This is a genomic window from Nocardiopsis sp. NRRL B-16309, assembly GCF_001279585.1.
GTDB lineage: Bacteria > Actinomycetota > Actinomycetes > Streptosporangiales > Streptosporangiaceae > Nocardiopsis.
Map to the genome: position 1 here is coordinate 51140 of NZ_LGEC01000078.1, position 14666 is coordinate 65805.

General features: G+C 72.5%; 12 protein-coding genes. 3 read left to right on the forward strand and 9 right to left on the reverse strand.

Annotated features, from left to right (window positions below; genetic code table 11):
- Nucleotides 1-4: 4 nt before the first annotated feature.
- The 4 genes from ADL05_RS16310 to ADL05_RS16325 form a co-directional block, all read right to left on the reverse strand.
- The gene (locus tag ADL05_RS16310; RefSeq protein ID WP_053617833.1) at nt 5-754 is read right to left on the reverse strand and encodes an SDR family NAD(P)-dependent oxidoreductase; all 750 of its coding nucleotides are present in this window, start codon (nt 752-754) and stop codon (nt 5-7) included.
- Between the two features lie 131 nt (nt 755-885).
- The gene (locus ADL05_RS16315) at nt 886-2241 is read right to left on the reverse strand and encodes an FAD-binding oxidoreductase (RefSeq protein WP_053617834.1); all 1356 of its coding nucleotides are present in this window, start codon (nt 2239-2241) and stop codon (nt 886-888) included.
- Nucleotides 2238-3119 (reverse strand): decaprenyl-phosphate phosphoribosyltransferase, encoded by an 882-nt coding sequence (locus ADL05_RS16320; protein ID WP_082376468.1) that lies wholly within the window; start codon nt 3117-3119, stop codon nt 2238-2240. Before ADL05_RS16320 ends, ADL05_RS16315 begins: the two co-directional genes overlap by 4 nt.
- 725 nt (nt 3120-3844) lie before the next feature.
- A complete protein-coding gene (locus ADL05_RS16325; RefSeq protein WP_053617835.1) occupies nt 3845-4759 on the reverse strand; it encodes a DUF3068 domain-containing protein in 915 nt (304 codons plus the stop codon).
- Between the two features lie 201 nt (nt 4760-4960).
- Here ADL05_RS16325 and ADL05_RS16330 point away from each other — a divergent pair, with 201 nt between their 5' ends.
- Nucleotides 4961-6283 (forward strand): acyltransferase, encoded by a 1323-nt coding sequence (locus tag ADL05_RS16330; RefSeq protein WP_082376462.1) that lies wholly within the window; start codon nt 4961-4963, stop codon nt 6281-6283.
- A gap of 163 nt (nt 6284-6446) precedes the next feature.
- Here the strand turns inward: ADL05_RS16330 and ADL05_RS16335 are convergent, their stop codons facing one another.
- Nucleotides 6447-8324 carry a glycosyltransferase family 39 protein gene (locus tag ADL05_RS16335; RefSeq protein ID WP_231640774.1) on the reverse strand — a complete coding sequence of 626 codons (1878 nt, stop codon included), beginning with the start codon at nt 8322-8324 and terminating at the stop codon, nt 6447-6449.
- 149 nt (nt 8325-8473) lie between these two features.
- Here ADL05_RS16335 and ADL05_RS16340 point away from each other — a divergent pair, with 149 nt between their 5' ends.
- Nucleotides 8474-9208 (forward strand): class I SAM-dependent methyltransferase, encoded by a 735-nt coding sequence (locus ADL05_RS16340; RefSeq protein ID WP_369800950.1) that lies wholly within the window; start codon nt 8474-8476, stop codon nt 9206-9208.
- The gene (locus ADL05_RS16345; RefSeq protein ID WP_053617837.1) at nt 9205-9966 is read left to right on the forward strand and encodes a class I SAM-dependent methyltransferase; all 762 of its coding nucleotides are present in this window, start codon (nt 9205-9207) and stop codon (nt 9964-9966) included. The genes ADL05_RS16340 and ADL05_RS16345 overlap by 4 nt, the downstream gene beginning before the upstream one ends.
- 319 nt (nt 9967-10285) lie before the next feature.
- On the opposite strand, the gene ADL05_RS16350 is transcribed toward ADL05_RS16345, so the two are convergent.
- The 4 genes from ADL05_RS16350 to ADL05_RS16365 all read right to left on the reverse strand — a co-directional run bounded on the left by ADL05_RS16350 (nt 10286) and on the right by ADL05_RS16365 (nt 13953).
- Nucleotides 10286-11086, reverse strand: coding sequence for a hypothetical protein (locus ADL05_RS16350; protein ID WP_053617838.1), 801 nt, complete (start codon nt 11084-11086; stop codon nt 10286-10288).
- 85 nt (nt 11087-11171) lie between these two features.
- Entirely contained in the window at nt 11172-12041 is an 870-nt protein-coding gene (ligD, locus tag ADL05_RS16355; protein WP_053617839.1) for a non-homologous end-joining DNA ligase, read from the reverse strand.
- Nucleotides 12042-12195: 154 nt separating this feature from the next.
- Nucleotides 12196-13140: an electron transfer flavoprotein subunit alpha/FixB family protein gene (locus tag ADL05_RS16360; RefSeq protein ID WP_053617840.1), complete on the reverse strand. Its 945-nt coding sequence runs from the start codon at nt 13138-13140 to the stop codon at nt 12196-12198.
- A 33-nt stretch (nt 13141-13173) separates the two neighbouring features.
- Nucleotides 13174-13953, reverse strand: a complete 780-nt coding sequence (locus tag ADL05_RS16365; protein ID WP_053617841.1) for an electron transfer flavoprotein subunit beta/FixA family protein — start codon at nt 13951-13953, stop codon at nt 13174-13176.
- Nucleotides 13954-14666: the final 713 nt, after the last annotated feature.

The following is a 14666-nucleotide window of genomic DNA, read 5'->3' on the forward strand; positions in this document are numbered from 1 at the left end:
CCACTCAGCGCCCGAGTCGGCGCCACAGGGCGCGCGGCATCAGCCGCATCCCCGCGAACACCGGTTGGAGGACGCGCGGCGCCCACACGGTGGTGGCGCCCGAGCGCAGCCCGGCCGCCACGGCGTCGGCGACCTGCCCGGGGGTGGCGGGGAAGGGCGCGGGCTCCACGTGCGCCGACATCCGTGTCGGTACGTAGCCGGGGCGCACCACCAGGACGCGCGCGCCCGAACCGTGCAGGGAGTCGGCCAGGCCCTGGGCGAAGCCGTCCAGCCCGGCCTTGGCCGACCCGTAGACGAAGTTGAAGCGGCGTACGCGCACCCCGGCCACGGACGAGACCACCACCAGGGCGCCGTGGCCCTGTTCGCGCAGCCGCGCCGCGACGGCCAGGCCGACCGACACGTGCCCCGTGTAGTTCACCGCGGCGGCGCGCGCGGCCGAGGCCGGGTCGGCCTCGTAGTCGGCCTGCTCGCCCAGGACACCGAAGGAGTCGACCACCACGTCCAGGTCGCCCACCAGGCCCACGGCCCGCTCCACCGTCGCGGTGTGGGTGTCGGGGGCGCGGGCGTCGAACTCCAGCGAGTGCACGGTGGCTCCCAGAGCGGTCAGGACGCTGGGTGCCGCCGTCCCGCCCCGCGCCGCCAGCACGACCTCCCTGGCGCCGTCGCGGACGAGCCGTTCGACGACGGCCAGCCCGATCTCGCTCCGGCCGCCGAGCAGCAGCACGGTCCGTACCGAGCCCACGGAGTCACGCATGGCGGTCCTTCGGGTCGTGGCGGTGCGGAACCGGGGTTCCGGCAGGGCGGCGTGGCCCAGTCATGGAGAGTCCCTTCGGGTGGAAGCGTCGGCGGCCCGGTCGGTCCAAGGGACCGGCGCCCGGCCCGCGCTCACACGAGCCTCAGGCGCCGGGCCAGGTCGGAGACCAGGACCCCGGCCGGATCGGCCCTGGCCCGGACCTCGCGCCAGGCGGGCAGAGCGGGGTACATGGCGTGCACGGTCTCGGCCCGCGCACGGCTGTCCTTGGCCAGGTAGAGGCGCCCGCCCGCGTCGAGCACGCGTTCGTCGAAGCCGTTGAGCAGGCCGGCGAGCCCGGGCAGCGCGGCGGGCAGGTCCATGGCCAGCGACCAGCCCGGTCGCGGGAAGGAGAGCGGTCCCGCTGTGGGCTCGCCCATGCGTTTGAGTACGGCGAGGAAGGACGGCGTGCCCGCGCGGGACAGGTCCCGGGCGATCCGGGTGAGCACGTCCTCGGCGCCGAACGGCACGACGAACTGGTACTGGACGAAGCCGTGCGGCCCGTACATCCGGTTCCACCCCCGAACGGCGTCGAGCGGGTGGAAGAACGACGGCAGCGGCTGCGGCTCGCCGCGTCGGCGCTCCGGCGCCCCGTGGAAGCGGGCGGCGTTGAACGCCCCCGCCGTCCAGCGGTTGAGCAGCCCGGACGGCGCCCAGGGCGGCGCGGACAGCCGGGGGGACGGGTTCAGCCGCAGCGGATCGGCGCGCAGGGCCCGGGGGAGGTCGGCGGGCCGGGCGTGGTGGGCGCGGGTGAGCACGCCCCGGCCCAGGGCTCGCCCGCGGGCGAGCAGGTCCACCCAGCACACGGAGTAGGGGGCGTCGCCGTGGCGCGACATCAGCTCCAGCGTGGCGTCGAGGTCGCCGGTGCGGTCGGTGTCCACGCGCATGTGGGCGGTCTCCACCGGGCGGACCGCCACGGTCGCCTCGGTGACCACTCCGGTCAGGCCCATGCCGCCGACGGTCGCCCAGAAGAGGTCGGCGTCCGCGCCGGCGGGACCGAGCACGCGGGTACGGCCGTCGGGCGTGACCAGGGTCAGGGAGCGCACGTGGGCGCCGAACGAGGAGTCGCGGTGGTGGTTCTTGCCGTGGACGTCGGCGGCGATCGCCCCGCCCAGCGTCACGTACCCGGTGCCGGGCAGTACGGGCAGGACGTGGCCGCGGCGCAGCAGGTGGGCGGCCAGTCGGCCCAGGGCGGTACCTGCGGGCGCGGTGACCGTGCCGCGGTCGGCGTCGAGCCGCACGGGCCCGGTCAGCTCGCGGCAGTCCAGGACCAGTCCGCCGGCGGCCTGGGCAGCGTCGCCGTAGGACCGGCCGAGGCCGCGCGGCAGGGCGCCGCGCGGTCCGGCCTGGGCGAGGGCGTCGGCCACCTGCGCGGCGGTGCGCGGACGGACCACGCGGGCGGCGGTGGGCGCGGTGCGGCCCCACCCGGTGAGCAGCGTCGGACGGTTCACAGATAGATCCCCAGACCGACCAGGGCCACGAGGGCGGTGAGGACGGCCTGGAGCGGCCGGTCGCGCAGGGCGACCTCCTCGGGCTCCTCGCCGACGCCGCGGTCGACGAGCAGGTTGTAGCGGAGCACGAACATGATGAAGGGAACGATACTGACCGCGTGGAAGGCCGTGTGCTCCGCCGGTTCGAGGGCCCACACGCAGTAGGTGACGATCATCGCGGCCGAGACCGTGGTGCGGGTCTGGGTGAGGTAGGAGACGGAGTAGCCGCGCAGCGTCTCGCGGGCCGCCGGGGGCGCGGGTGCGCGGGGACCGGCGGGCGCCGTCTCGGCGGCGGCGTCGGCGGCGCGCAGTTCGGCCTCCCGCTTGCCGACCACCACGAGCAGGGCCGCCAGGGACACGACGATGACGAACCAGGTGGTGAGCGGGACGCCGACGACCGCCGCCCCCGCGACGGCGCGCAGGACGTGGCAGGCCGAGACCGCGACCAGGTCGCACACGACGACGTCCTTGAGGAAGCGCGTGTAGGCGAGGGTGAGCACGACGTAGCAGGTGAGCAGGACGGTCAGTCGGGGTTCGCCGAACAGCAGGGAGGCGGGCGGGACGACGGCGACCAGGAGGGCGCCCGCCGTCACGGCGACGGGGACGGGCAGCTCGCCCGAGGCCACCGGGCGGTCGCGCTTGCGCTCGTGTGCGCGGTCGCGTTCCACGTCCCTGACGTCGTTGAGCAGGTAGGTCCCCCCGGCCGCCAGGCAGAAGAGGACGAAGGCCACCGCGCAGGCGGCCAGGGCCGACGGCTGGCCGAGCGCTCCGGCCGCCGCCGGGGCGGCGAACACCAGGAGGTTCTTGAGCCACTGCCGGGGGCGGCAGGCGCGCAGCAGGGCGAGTGGGAGGGAGCGGGCGGCCCGTGGGGAGTCGGTGGTCCGTGGGGAGCGCGGTGACCAGGGGAGGCGAGCGGTCTGGGAGGAGCGGGGAGGGCGGGCGGCCTGGGATTCCGGGCCAGGGTCCGAAGGTTCCCCGGAGGCGACTCGCTCGGCGGGCCCCTCGGGTGCCACAGGCGTCACGGATGACGCAGGTGCCACGGGTGACGCGGACGACCCGGGTGCCACAGGTGTGGCGGATGACGCGAGTACCACAGGTGTGGCGGATGACGCAGGTGCCACAGGCGTGGCGGATGCGGCGGGTGCCACAGGTGTTACAGGTGTGGCGGATGACGCAGGCGTCACCGGTGTCGCGGGTGCCGCGGGTTCCCTGGATGTGGCGGGCTCCGCGGGCACGGTCGCGTCGTGCCGGGTCCGCCGGTGGTCCACTGGTGAGGACATGTCCGCTCCCGTCGAAGTCGTTGCCGGAGACGGCCGTGCCGCCGGTACACCGGGGGGATGCACCGGCGGTCGGCCGCCGGGGGAGAGTGCGGTGTCCTGGGGGTCGCCCGCGGATCCACGTCCAGGGAGTGTTCTTCCGCAGGCCTTCGGGTGAGCGAGCGGTCGTCAGGCCCTCTCTCACGAGACGATGTGCGACGTTCAGCCTGGTCGTGCTGCACGACCGCGGAGGCGCGGCGAGAGGCGGCCTGGCGGCCGCGAGCCCGGAATGCCGCAAAGAACACGACCTAGTCGGTGCGGGTACGTCCCGCGATGAGGAGGACGGTCGCGATGGCGATGAGGCCGACACCGACGATCAGCGACGCCACCGGGATGGTGGTGCGCAGCAGGGGCAGCAGTGTCCGGCCCTGTTCGGTGCTCTCGATCTTGTCCTGCACGCTCGCCTCGTCGAAGGTGAGCTCGCCGCTGAGGAGGGTGAGGACCTCTTCGCCCTCGTAGACCACGACCCGGTGCTGGTCCTCGCTGACCTTGATCGGGGTTCCGGTCACGGCGTCGACCCAGTAGGTGCGCACGATGGAGAACTGCTCCTCGCCGGTGATGTCGCCGTCGCCCTCCAGGCCCGCCACGGAGCGCGGGATGGTGCGCTCGCCGACGGTGGTCGGCTCGACGGTCTGGACGTATCGGTAGGTTTCGACGCCCTCGATCTCCTCGACGTCCTGGAACTCCATCGGGACGACCTCCTGGACGGTGGTCTCGAAGAAGTCGTAGTCGCGCTGCTCCGGGAAGAAGGGGAACTTCCACAGCAGGCCGGTCTGGGTGGCGGCCTCGTCGTTGATCATGGCGTCGCAGCAGTCGACCGCCTCGCCGGTGACCCGGTCGTGCCCGGCACGGCGGCTGGTCGACGAGATGCCGAAGTCGGTGTCGGCGTCCTTGATCCAGGTGAACTGGTCCCAGACGACGGTGTCGTCGGTGCTGGAGGCCACATCGGCGCGGATCGTCGAGTGCGCCTCCACCTGGGCGTTCTCGACCGCCTCCACGTCCTCGATGTTGAAGTAGTCGACCTCTCCTTCGTTGACGGTTTGACTGTAGTAGTCCAGAGGAGTCTTCATCAGGGAGCTCGACATCCACGTGCGCATCATGGGTGCGAAGGCGAGAAAGAAGACCCCCAGCGCGATGAGAACGACCGCAACGGTACGGCGCATGTGCCCTCCTGGGCGGATGAGAGTCCGGTTCTGGATCTGGAACTGGGTGGATCGGATCGGGGTGAGCGGGGGCGGGTGGAACTAGCTTCAGTTCCGGTAGAGTACTGCCCAGTAGTGAACGACGTCACCAGGGCGTGTCTGAATTTTTATAACACGTTCTAGTGAGACGCGTTTCGACTCGCCCCCGCGCTGGAAGGCCCCATGGAGCGCACCCTCTCCCCGACCGCGGACCGCCTGCTGCCCCAGGTCGGCGGCCGCCACGAGACCCTCGACGGCGTGCGCGCCGCGGCCGCCCTGATGGTCCTCTTCTTCCATGTGGCCACCGAGACCGGCGACTCCCTGGCGCCCGGTGTCGTCGGCGGACTGCTCGGCTCCCTCGACCTGGCGGTGCCCCTCTTCTTCGCGCTCTCCGGGGTCCTGCTCTTCCGGCCGTGGGCCCGCGCCGTCCTGGACGGCGACCGGGGCCCGCGCGCCCTCCCCTACCTCTGGCGCCGCGCAGTGCGGGTCTTCCCCGCCTACTGGGTGGTGGCCGTGACCGCGCTGCTGCTCCACTCGCGTGCCGACCTGAACCTCCGCCACTGGCTGGAGGTGCTGACGCTGGCCTTCCCCTTCAACACCGACCCGCCCTGGCTCGGCACCGGGCCGTACGGTCTGGGGCAGATGTGGAGCCTCTCCGTCGAGGTGAGCTTCTACCTGCTGCTGCCGCTCCTGGCCCTGGCGCTGTCGCTGTGGGCCCGGCGCGGCGCCACGGTGGACGACCGCGGCCGGCGCCTGCTCATCGGCCTGGCCGCCCTGGTCGTGCTGGGCTTCGCCGCCCTGGTGCCGCAGTTCTATCCGGAGTCGCGCGAGTACATGCACGCGTGGCTGCCCCGGGCGCTGGGCCTGTTCGCGGCCGGGATGGCCCTGGCGGTCCTGTCGGAGTGGGCCCACCGCGAACCGGGCCCGGACGGACCGGTGCGGCGCCTGTGCCGGACGATCGCCGCCTCCCCGGGGATCTGCTGGCTGGCGGCGGGCGCGTTCTTCGCGCTCAACGCCACACCGGCCGCGGGCGGCCGCTTCATCGGCGCCGGGGACATCTGGGGCTCGGCGCTGGGCACGGCGACCGGCATCGGCTTCGCGTTCCTCGTCCTGGCCCCCGCCGCGCTGGCGCCGCGCCCCACGTCCGCCCCGCTCCCCCTGCGCCGGGCCGGGGCCTGGACCGACGGGCGGTGGCTGGACTCGCTGCTGCGGCACCGGACGGTCCAGTTCCTCGCCCGGATCTCCTACGGGGTGTTCCTCTGGCAGTTCGTGGTGCTCTACCTGTGGCGCGACTTCACCGGCCAGGAGATCTTCACGGGGTCCTTCCTCCTGGACGCGGTGCCGGTGACCATCGGCACGGTCCTGCTGGCCATGGCCACGCACCGGTGGGTGGAGGAGCCCTCCCGGCGGTGGTCGCGGCACCACGGCCCCGGCTCGGCACCCGCACCGGCGCCCGGCGGACCATCCCAGGTCGGCGCGGGCGGAGCACCCGGTCGGCACGCCTGAACGAGGCCGAGCCGACGCGAGCGGACAAGGCCGCGCCGACGCGTACGAACGAGGACGGATCGGCGCGCACGGACGAGGCTGAGCCGACGCGAGCGCACGACTCCGGCACACCCGACGCGTGGGCCCCGGGTTCGCGCCGCCTCGGCGGACGCCGCCGGAGCGCCTATTCCCCGGCCCCGTCGTCCGCGTCCGCCTCCCACGGGTTGCCCTCCACCGTCGGCGCCATCGTGCCGATCGACACCCAGCTCACGCACACCTCGTCCGCCGAGGTGTACAGGGCCAGCTGGTCGCCGAACGCGCCCACGGGGACGTACCAGGTGCCGTTCTCCTCGGCGGCCGGCAGTTCCACGTCGATCCAGTCGTCGCCGAGCGCCACGGCGACCTCGGTCGGGTCCTCGGCCGTGTAGCCGATGGTGACGATCTGGGGCGGCCCGCCGTCCGCCCTCACCGGCCAGGCCATCAGGCCGTCCCAGGACTCGATGCACTCCTCGCCCGCCGCGGGGCCGAACACGTAACTGTCGTCGGACGGGCGGGCCGGGACGAGGTAGCCGCCGTCGTTGAACACGTACGCCCGGTCGGACTGCTCCGGGGAGCCCATCCGCTCGGCCGTGTGCGGATCGGCCAGCGGAGCCAGGACGTACGAACTCATCCGCCGGTGCCCGTTCCACTCCAGGACGATGTCCTCCGGGACCGGACGGGAGTAGAGCCCGCCCTCCTCCGGCACGTCGTCCAGCGCCACGCGCACGGTGTCCAGGTACCACTGGAGCCGGTCGCCGCTGAGCGTGTCGGCGTAGGCGACGGTGGAGTACACCGCCGCGCCCGCGTAGACCGCCGTGGCCAGCCCGGCGGTGACCCGGGTGCCGCGTCCCGGAACCGGCGCGGGAACCTCCTGCCCGACGGCGGCGCGGGCGCGCTCCTCACGGGTCGGCAGGAAGGCCAGGGCCAGGCACAGCGCGAAGACCAGGGCGGCGTCGGCCACGTACCGGGGGTCGGCGGCGGCCACCTCCTGGAAGCGTCCGCGCGCCACGATCGTCGGGACGACGTCCACGACCACGAGGTAGCCGAGCAGCACCGTCCAGGCCCGCCACGCGCGGCGGCGCAGCCACAGGCTGGCGAGCACGATCACGCCGAACACGGCCCAGGACACCAGCACCATCTCGCCGCGGGCGTCGATCAGCCCACCGGTCGGCGTGACGGGCGACCACTCCAGGGGGCCGCCCAGGGCCCCGACCGGGAAGACCTCGGTGAGCAGTCCCCGCAGCAGGGCCATGGCGGGGCCGTACTCCGGCACGCCCGCGCCCTCGCCGCCGTCCCCGGCGCGCATCCGGACCATGTACAGGACGGTGTAGGCGCCGAAGAGGGCCGCCATCGCCGTCCAGAAGGACCGGTGCAGCGCCCAGGCGCGGCGGGCGGCGGTGATCGGCCCGCCCGGGTACAGCACGGCGACGGCGATCGCGAAGAGCAGCACCGGCAGGAACATCGCCTTGACGTTGAACAGCATCGCGAACCCGACCGCGATCCCCGCCCACAGCGCGAACCGGCGGTCCGAGGTGCGCAGGTAGCGGACCGTCCACAGCAGCGCGAACACCATGCCGAGCTGGAGCGGCACCGCGTTGAGCGCGGCGGACCACCACCCCAGGACGGGAACGGTCAGCGGAGCCAGGGCGTACACGGTGACGGGGACCAGGAGCGCCCAGCGGCGGCCGAACAGCTCCCACACCAGCCGCAGGAAGCCCAGCAGCGCCGCCGTCTGGAGAGCGAGCATGATCCCGGCGCTGACCCACCAGTCGAAGGGCCAGAACGCCGTCTGGAGGTAGACCAGGAAGAGCCCGCCGGGCATCAGGTGGCCCTTGTGCAGACCGAACAGGTACTCCGGGCTCAGGTCCGTGGCGTGGGCTCCGGCGAAGAACAGGAAGTCGTCCTCGACGAAGTAGGACGCCTGGAGCAGGTAGACCTTGAGTCCCACCGCGGCGGCGATGAGCAGGAGTGCGACCAGGAGGACCCGGTCGCGTCCCAGCGCGAGGGCGGAGGCAGGGGGCATCGGTCTCTCCACGCCATAGGTTGGCCAAGCCAGACAAGGGATGTCAGAATACAACACGTTCCAGTTTTGCCCTTGACCGTTATCGCAGGCCGTGAAGTTCCGTTCGCTCGGAACGAGAACAAGCTTCAGAAACCGTGGAGGTGAGGCCGGTGGGGCTCGAACAGGTACGCCGGGACTGGACCCGGCTGGGTTCCGCCGAGCCGCTGTGGGCGGTGTGCGTCGACCCGGGCAAGCGCGGCGGCGGCTGGGACGACGACGAGTTCCTCGCCTCGGGCCGCGCCGAGATCGACCCGGCGCTCGCCCGGCTGGAGGAGTTGGGCGCCCGTCCGGCCCGCGGTCGCGTCCTGGACTTCGGCTGCGGCGCCGGACGCCTGTCCAACGCGCTGGCCGCGCACTTCGAGCGGGTCGACGGCGTCGACATCTCCGCCCCCATGCTGGCGGAGGCCCGCCGCCTGGACCGGTCGGGCGGCCGGATCACCTTCCACCTCAACGAGCGCCCCGACCTGTCCCTGTTCGAGGACGACTCCTTCGACCTGGTCTACACCGACCTGGTCCTCCAGCACCTGCCGCCCGAGCTCGCCGAGGGCTACCTGCGCGAGTTCGCCCGTGTCGTGCGCCCGGGCGGCGCGCTGGTCCTCGGGGTCCCCGAGTCCGAGCGGCGCACCTTCAAGGGCCTGGTCTTCCGGTACGCGCCGTGGCCGCTGGTGGCGCTGGCCCAGCGCGTGATCCTGCGCTACCCGGCCCCGATGCGGATGCACACGCTGGCCACCGAGCGGATCGCCGCGCTCGTGCCCGCGGGCCGGATCCTGGCCTCGGACGAGTACTGGGGCGGTGACCACTGGCGCCACCTGCGCCACTACGTCGCCCTGGAGGAGGCCGCGTGAGCGCGCTCGGCACCCGGTCCGACGGTACCGTCCCCTTCCGCGCCACCCTCGGGCGCTCGGTGGGGCTGTTCTCCGCCTTCCGCAGGGAGCAGACCGACCCGGCGTTCTTCTACGGGACGCTGGCCCGCGACACCGTGGCCCAGCTGCGCTCCTACACACCGCTGGACGGCCGCCTGGTCGTGGACGTCGGCGGCGGCCCCGGCTACTTCGCCGACGCGCTGCGCGACGCCGGGGCCCGCTGCCTGTGCGTGGACGCCGACGCCCACGAGATGCGCCTGCACGGCCGCGACCCGGGCCTGCACGCGATCCAGGGAAGCGCGCTCGACCTCCCGCTGCGCGAGGGCTCGGTGGACGTGTGCTTCTCCTCCAACGTCCTGGAACACGTGCCCGACCGGACCCGGATGGCCGACGAGATGGTCCGCGTGACCAGGCCCGGCGGCCTGGTCTACCTGTCGTACACGCTGTGGCTCTCACCGTGGGGCGGCCACGAGACCTCCCCGTGGCACTACCTCGGCGGCTCCTACGCCGCCGAGCGCTTCGCGCGCAGGCACGGCCGCCGGCCCAAGAACGACTTCGGCCGCAGCATGTACGCCGCCCACGCCAAGGAGATGATCCGCTGGGCACGCGGGCGCGGCGACGTGACCGCGGTCGACATCCGGCCGCGCTACCTGCCCGACTGGATGCGGCCGATCGTCCACGTGCCGTTCCTGCGCGAGGTCGTCACCTGGAACCTCCTCCTGGTCCTCCGCAAGCACTGACGCGGTCGGTCCGGGCCACGGACACCACCCGAATCGGCTACCGCGTGCTTTCCTCCCGTGTCCGGCCCGACCGGCCGCCAGCGCCCATCCGGACGTCCGACCGGGGACACGGGCGCACCGGAATAGGACGTGTCACGAATCCGCTCGGAGACGCCCACTCCGAGTACTTCGACAAAGACACGATTTCCCTGGCCCACATGGGCGAAGTCATCGCGGGACGACATCAGGAACACAGAGAACATGACTCGGACAGGATGTCCCTGACGTGCCCGACCGGACGGCGCCGGCCCTGTCCCGAGCGCCGGTGCCCGGGTCGGGGTCAGACTCCGGCGGCCACGCCCGCCGGGGTGGCGAAGACCTGGTGCGGCTGGAACACGCAGATGTTGGTCTCCCCCTGGGCGTTGGCGTCGGTGATCTCCACGAAGTAGGCGTAGGTGGTGTCCGCCTCCAGGTCGGCCCGCACCGTCACCTCGGAGCGGTTGAGCCCCGCCCGCTCCTCACCCCTGAGGCGCTGGATGAAGATGTTGTCCCACCAGGTCAGGTTCTGGGTGTCGAACTCGCGGGCCGACCCGCCCTTGGACAGGCGGTGGATGTAGAAGGCGTCCGGTCCCCCGGTCCGCTCCAGGGTCTCCCACGAGCAGCGCAGCTCGCCGTCCGAGGGAACCGTGTCCAGGACCGCTCCGCCCGAGGGCCCGAAGGACGCCAGGAGCCGGTCCCGCTGGGCCTCGTAGTGGTCGACCAGCCGACGTGAGGCACCGATGTCCTGGTGGCGCGTCCGGCTCTGCACCGTGCCGTCGGTCGCCCGGACCTCGATGGTGTACTCGCCCTCGGGCAGGAACCCCGTGGGCAGGTTGACCATGTACCAGTAGTAGTCCAGCGTGCGGTCGTAGATGTAGCCGTCGGTGTTGCCGTTGGTGAAGAGCTGGTTCGTGAACGCCACCTCGTACCCGCCGGGCCCGCGGGCGGTGATGGACTCGATGAGCTCGGGCGTGGGCGTCCCGGGCGTGGGGTGGAAGGAGACCAGGAACTTGTGCTGTTCCCTGGGGAGCGGGGTGCCTTCGAAGTCCCAGTAGACGTCGCAGGCCATGATGTCGAAGATGCGTACCTGGGGCTCGCTCACGAGGGGTGCCTTCCGTCGGGGGGCGTCCCCGCGAGTGTGCACGCCCCAGGGACGGCGCGCATCGGTGAAACCTCGTGCCCTCGCGTCAGCCCAGCTTGGCGCGGGCCTTGCGGGGCGAGCGGGCGTGGCGGCCCATGCCCGCGAACGGGCACTCCTCGCGCCGCAGGTCCAGGGAGAAGGCGCGCGGTGAGTCCAGGCCCTCCAGCTCCTCCCAGGTGATCGGCGCCGCGACCGGTGCCCCCGGCCTGGCGCGCACCGAGTACGGGGCCACCGCGAGCTGGTCGCGGCCGTTGCGCAGGTAGTCCACGAACAGCCGACCGCGCCGGGCGGCCTTGCGGAACTTGGTGGTGCGCTCCTGCGGCCGGCGGGCGGCCACCCGGTCGGCGATCGCCTCGGCCAGGTCGCGCACCTCCTGGTCGGTGAACTCCGGGCGCAGCGGGGAGTGAACGTGCAGGCCCTTGGACCCCGTGGTCATCACGTAGGCGGCCAGCCCCAGGCCGTCCAGCTCCTCGCGCACGTCCCACGCGGTGGCCTTGCAGGCCTCGAAGCCGGCGGCCGTGGCCTCGGGCGGGTCGAGGTCGAGCACCATCCGGTCCGGCATGCCCAGGTTCGGTTCCTTGGACAGCCACATGTGGACCTCGATCGCCGCCTGGTCGGCGCACCAGACCAGGGTGGCCGCGTCCTGGCACTCCACCATCGGCCCGCTGTCGGTCTCGACCCTGCGCACCCACGAGGGCGTCGACGGGTGTTTGACGAAGAAGCCGCCGGAATCGATCCCGTCCGGGAACCGCTGCAGGGCGACCGGCCGGTCCCGGACCTGCGCCAGCATCAGCGGCGCGATCCGCGCGTAGTACTCGGCGAGGTCGGCCTTGGTCTCCCCGCCCTCCTCGAACAACGGCTTGTCCGGCCTGCGCACCTTCACGGTCCGGCGCCCGGCCCGCACGGCTGTGCTCATGGCTCCCCCGCTCGGAGTCGGCGTGCGACCCGTGTACCCGGCGCCCCACCACGGGAAACCCCCGCCCGGGGCGAGGAGCCCCCTCCGGGCCCCGGGACGCACGACGCCCGGCCGGGTCCGACCCGGCCGGGCGTCGTACTGCAAGCGCGTGGGACTACTTGCGCTTGTTGATCTCCTCGGTCAGCTGCGGGGCGACCGTGTGCAGGTCCCCCACGACGCCGAAGTCGGCGAGCTCGAAGATCGGCGCCTCGGGGTCCTTGTTGACCGCGACGATGTTCTTCGAGGTCTGCATGCCCGCGCGGTGCTGGATCGCACCGGAGATGCCCAGAGCCACGTACAGGTTCGGGCTGACCGTCTTACCGGTCTGGCCGACCTGGAACTGGTTCGGGTACCACCCGGAGTCGACGGCGGCGCGGGAGGCGCCGACGGCGGCACCGAGCGAGTCGGCCAGCTTCTCGACGACCGAGAAGTCGTCCGAGCCCACGCCGCGGCCACCGGAGACCACGATCGCGGCCTCGGTGAGCTCGGGGCGCTCGCCCTGCTCCTGCACGACGCGCTCCACGACCTTGGCGGACTTGGCGGCGTCGGAGATCTCGACCGACACGGCCTCCTCGGCGGCGGCACCGGCCGCGGCCTCGGGAGCGACCGAGTTCGGACGGACCGCGACGATCGGCACGCCGGTCGTCACACGGCCGTGCGTGACCGTGGCGCCACCGAAGATGCTGTGCTCGGTGACGGCCTCGGCGCTGACGTCGACGACGTCGGTGAGGACGCCCGAACCCAGCTTCACGGCGGTGCGGCCGGCGATCTCCTTGTTCTCGGCGGTGGCCGAGACGAGGATCGCGGCGGCCGACTTCTCCTGCGCCAGCTTGGCGAGCAGCTCGGCCTTGGGCGCGACGACGTAGTCGTTGAGCTCGGCCGACGCGACGTAGACCTTCTCCGCGCCGAACTCGGCCAGTGTGGCCTTGCCGGACTCGGCACCGTCGCCGACCCACACCGCGGCGGGCTCGCCGATGCGGCGGGCGGCGGTCAGCAGCTCGGTGGTGACCTTCTTGACCTGTCCGTCGACGTGGTCGACGAGGACGAGGACCTCAGCCATAATCCTTCAACCTTCCTGAGTCTCTCGTCGGACCTAGACGAACTTCTTCTCGGAGAGGAAGTCGGCGAGCTTCGCGCCGCCGTCGCCCTCGTCCTTGACGATCGTGCCCGCGGCGCGCGGCGGCGCGGGGGCGAAGTCGACGGTCTCGGTGGTGGCGTTGGCCAGACCGACCTTGGCCGTGTCGATGCCGGCGTCGGCGGCCGACTTCTTGTCGACCGGCTTCTTCTTCGCCTGCATGATCAGCTTGAAGGACGGGTAGCGCGGCTCGTTGATCTTCTCGACGACCGAGACGACCGCCGGGAGCTGCGCCTCGACGACGTCGTAGCCGTAGTCCGTCTGACGCTGGATCCTGACGGCGCCGCCGTCGATGTCGACCTTGCCCGCGAGCGTGAGCTGCGGCAGGCCGAGGTACTCGGCGAGCGCCGCGCCGACGACACCGGTGCGCGCGTCCGTGGACTCCGAGCCCAGGACGACCAGGTCGAACTCCAGGGTGCCCAGGGCCTGCGCGAGCGCGTAGGCGGTCTGGAGCGCGTCCGATCCGTGGAGCGCGTCGTCGTTGACGAAGACGGCCTTGTCCGCGCCCATGGACAGGGCCTTGCGGATGGAGTCCGTGGCCTGGTCGGGGCCCATCGTCAGGATGGTGACCTCGCCGCCGTGCTTCTCCTTGAGCAGGAGCGCCTCTTCGATGGCGTACTCGTCGAGCTCGTTGATGACGCCGTCGGACGCTGCGCGGTCGAGCGTCTTGTCCGCGTCGCTGAGCTTCCGTTCGGTCGCCGTGTCCGGGACCTGCTTGACCAAAACGACAATATTCATGGCCGGTGGCCGACCTCCCTGCACTCGCATGATCCGCCGTCAGGCGGGCGGACGCTGGCGCGCCCCGTACTGCCAACAATGCCGAATGCCGTTCGGTCACTCGACGGCGGGTCCGGTCTTTCGTGTTCGGACCGGCCCGCGATGTGCTGATACCCAGATGTTACTGGCTGGTAGCTTCAAAGGCCAAGCCACACCGGGGTGTTACTTAGGTAACCCTGACCACGTTGGCCCCGCGGCCTCGCCAGGGCTCCGCCGGGACGCGGACCACCAGCACGGATGGGCGCGCCCCCAACGCGTACCCCCACCATAGTCACCGCCGGGGGCGCGACGGCTGGCGCACCACCGCCCAACGGTCGGACGCCCTCCTCACGAGCCGGGAGAAGGCCGTCCGAACACGACCCGACGCGAACCCGCGGCCCGACCCGAAGGGAACGGACGCGTCCCGCCTCGGGAGGAGGCGCCGTTGCGCAGGAGGGTCCGCGAGCGGCTTGGACGTGCACGAAACGGCCTACCTCGACCCCAGGGGGTGGGAGGTAGGCCGTTCAGACTGCGGGCCCCGGGGGGTTGGCTACCCGGCGCCCCGAGTGCGCGTCCGAGCTCGCGAGGGCGCCAGGAAGCACAGCGAGGGCGCCGACGGGTCCTGGAGCGGCTGGAGGTGCACTCCCGAGGAACGAGGGCGTGCACCGCAAGGCGCGAAGCCCCCGTCCCAAAGG

Bases quoted from the DNA above. Each gene is read 5' to 3' on its own strand.
- ADL05_RS16310 (WP_053617833.1), bottom strand. From the start codon at position 754: ATGCGTGACTCCGTGGGCTCGGTACGGACCGTGCTGCTGCTCGGCGGC.
- ADL05_RS16325 (WP_053617835.1), bottom strand. From the start codon at position 4,759: ATGCGCCGTACCGTTGCGGTCGTTCTCATCGCGCTGGGGGTCTTCTTT.
- ADL05_RS16330 (WP_082376462.1), top strand. From the start codon at position 4,961: ATGGAGCGCACCCTCTCCCCGACCGCGGACCGCCTGCTGCCCCAGGTC.
- ADL05_RS16335 (WP_231640774.1), bottom strand. From the start codon at position 8,324: ATGCCCCCTGCCTCCGCCCTCGCGCTGGGACGCGACCGGGTCCTCCTG.
- ligD (WP_053617839.1), bottom strand. From the start codon at position 12,041: ATGAGCACAGCCGTGCGGGCCGGGCGCCGGACCGTGAAGGTGCGCAGG.
- ADL05_RS16360 (WP_053617840.1), bottom strand. From the start codon at position 13,140: ATGGCTGAGGTCCTCGTCCTCGTCGACCACGTCGACGGACAGGTCAAG.
- ADL05_RS16365 (WP_053617841.1), bottom strand. From the start codon at position 13,953: ATGAATATTGTCGTTTTGGTCAAGCAGGTCCCGGACACGGCGACCGAA.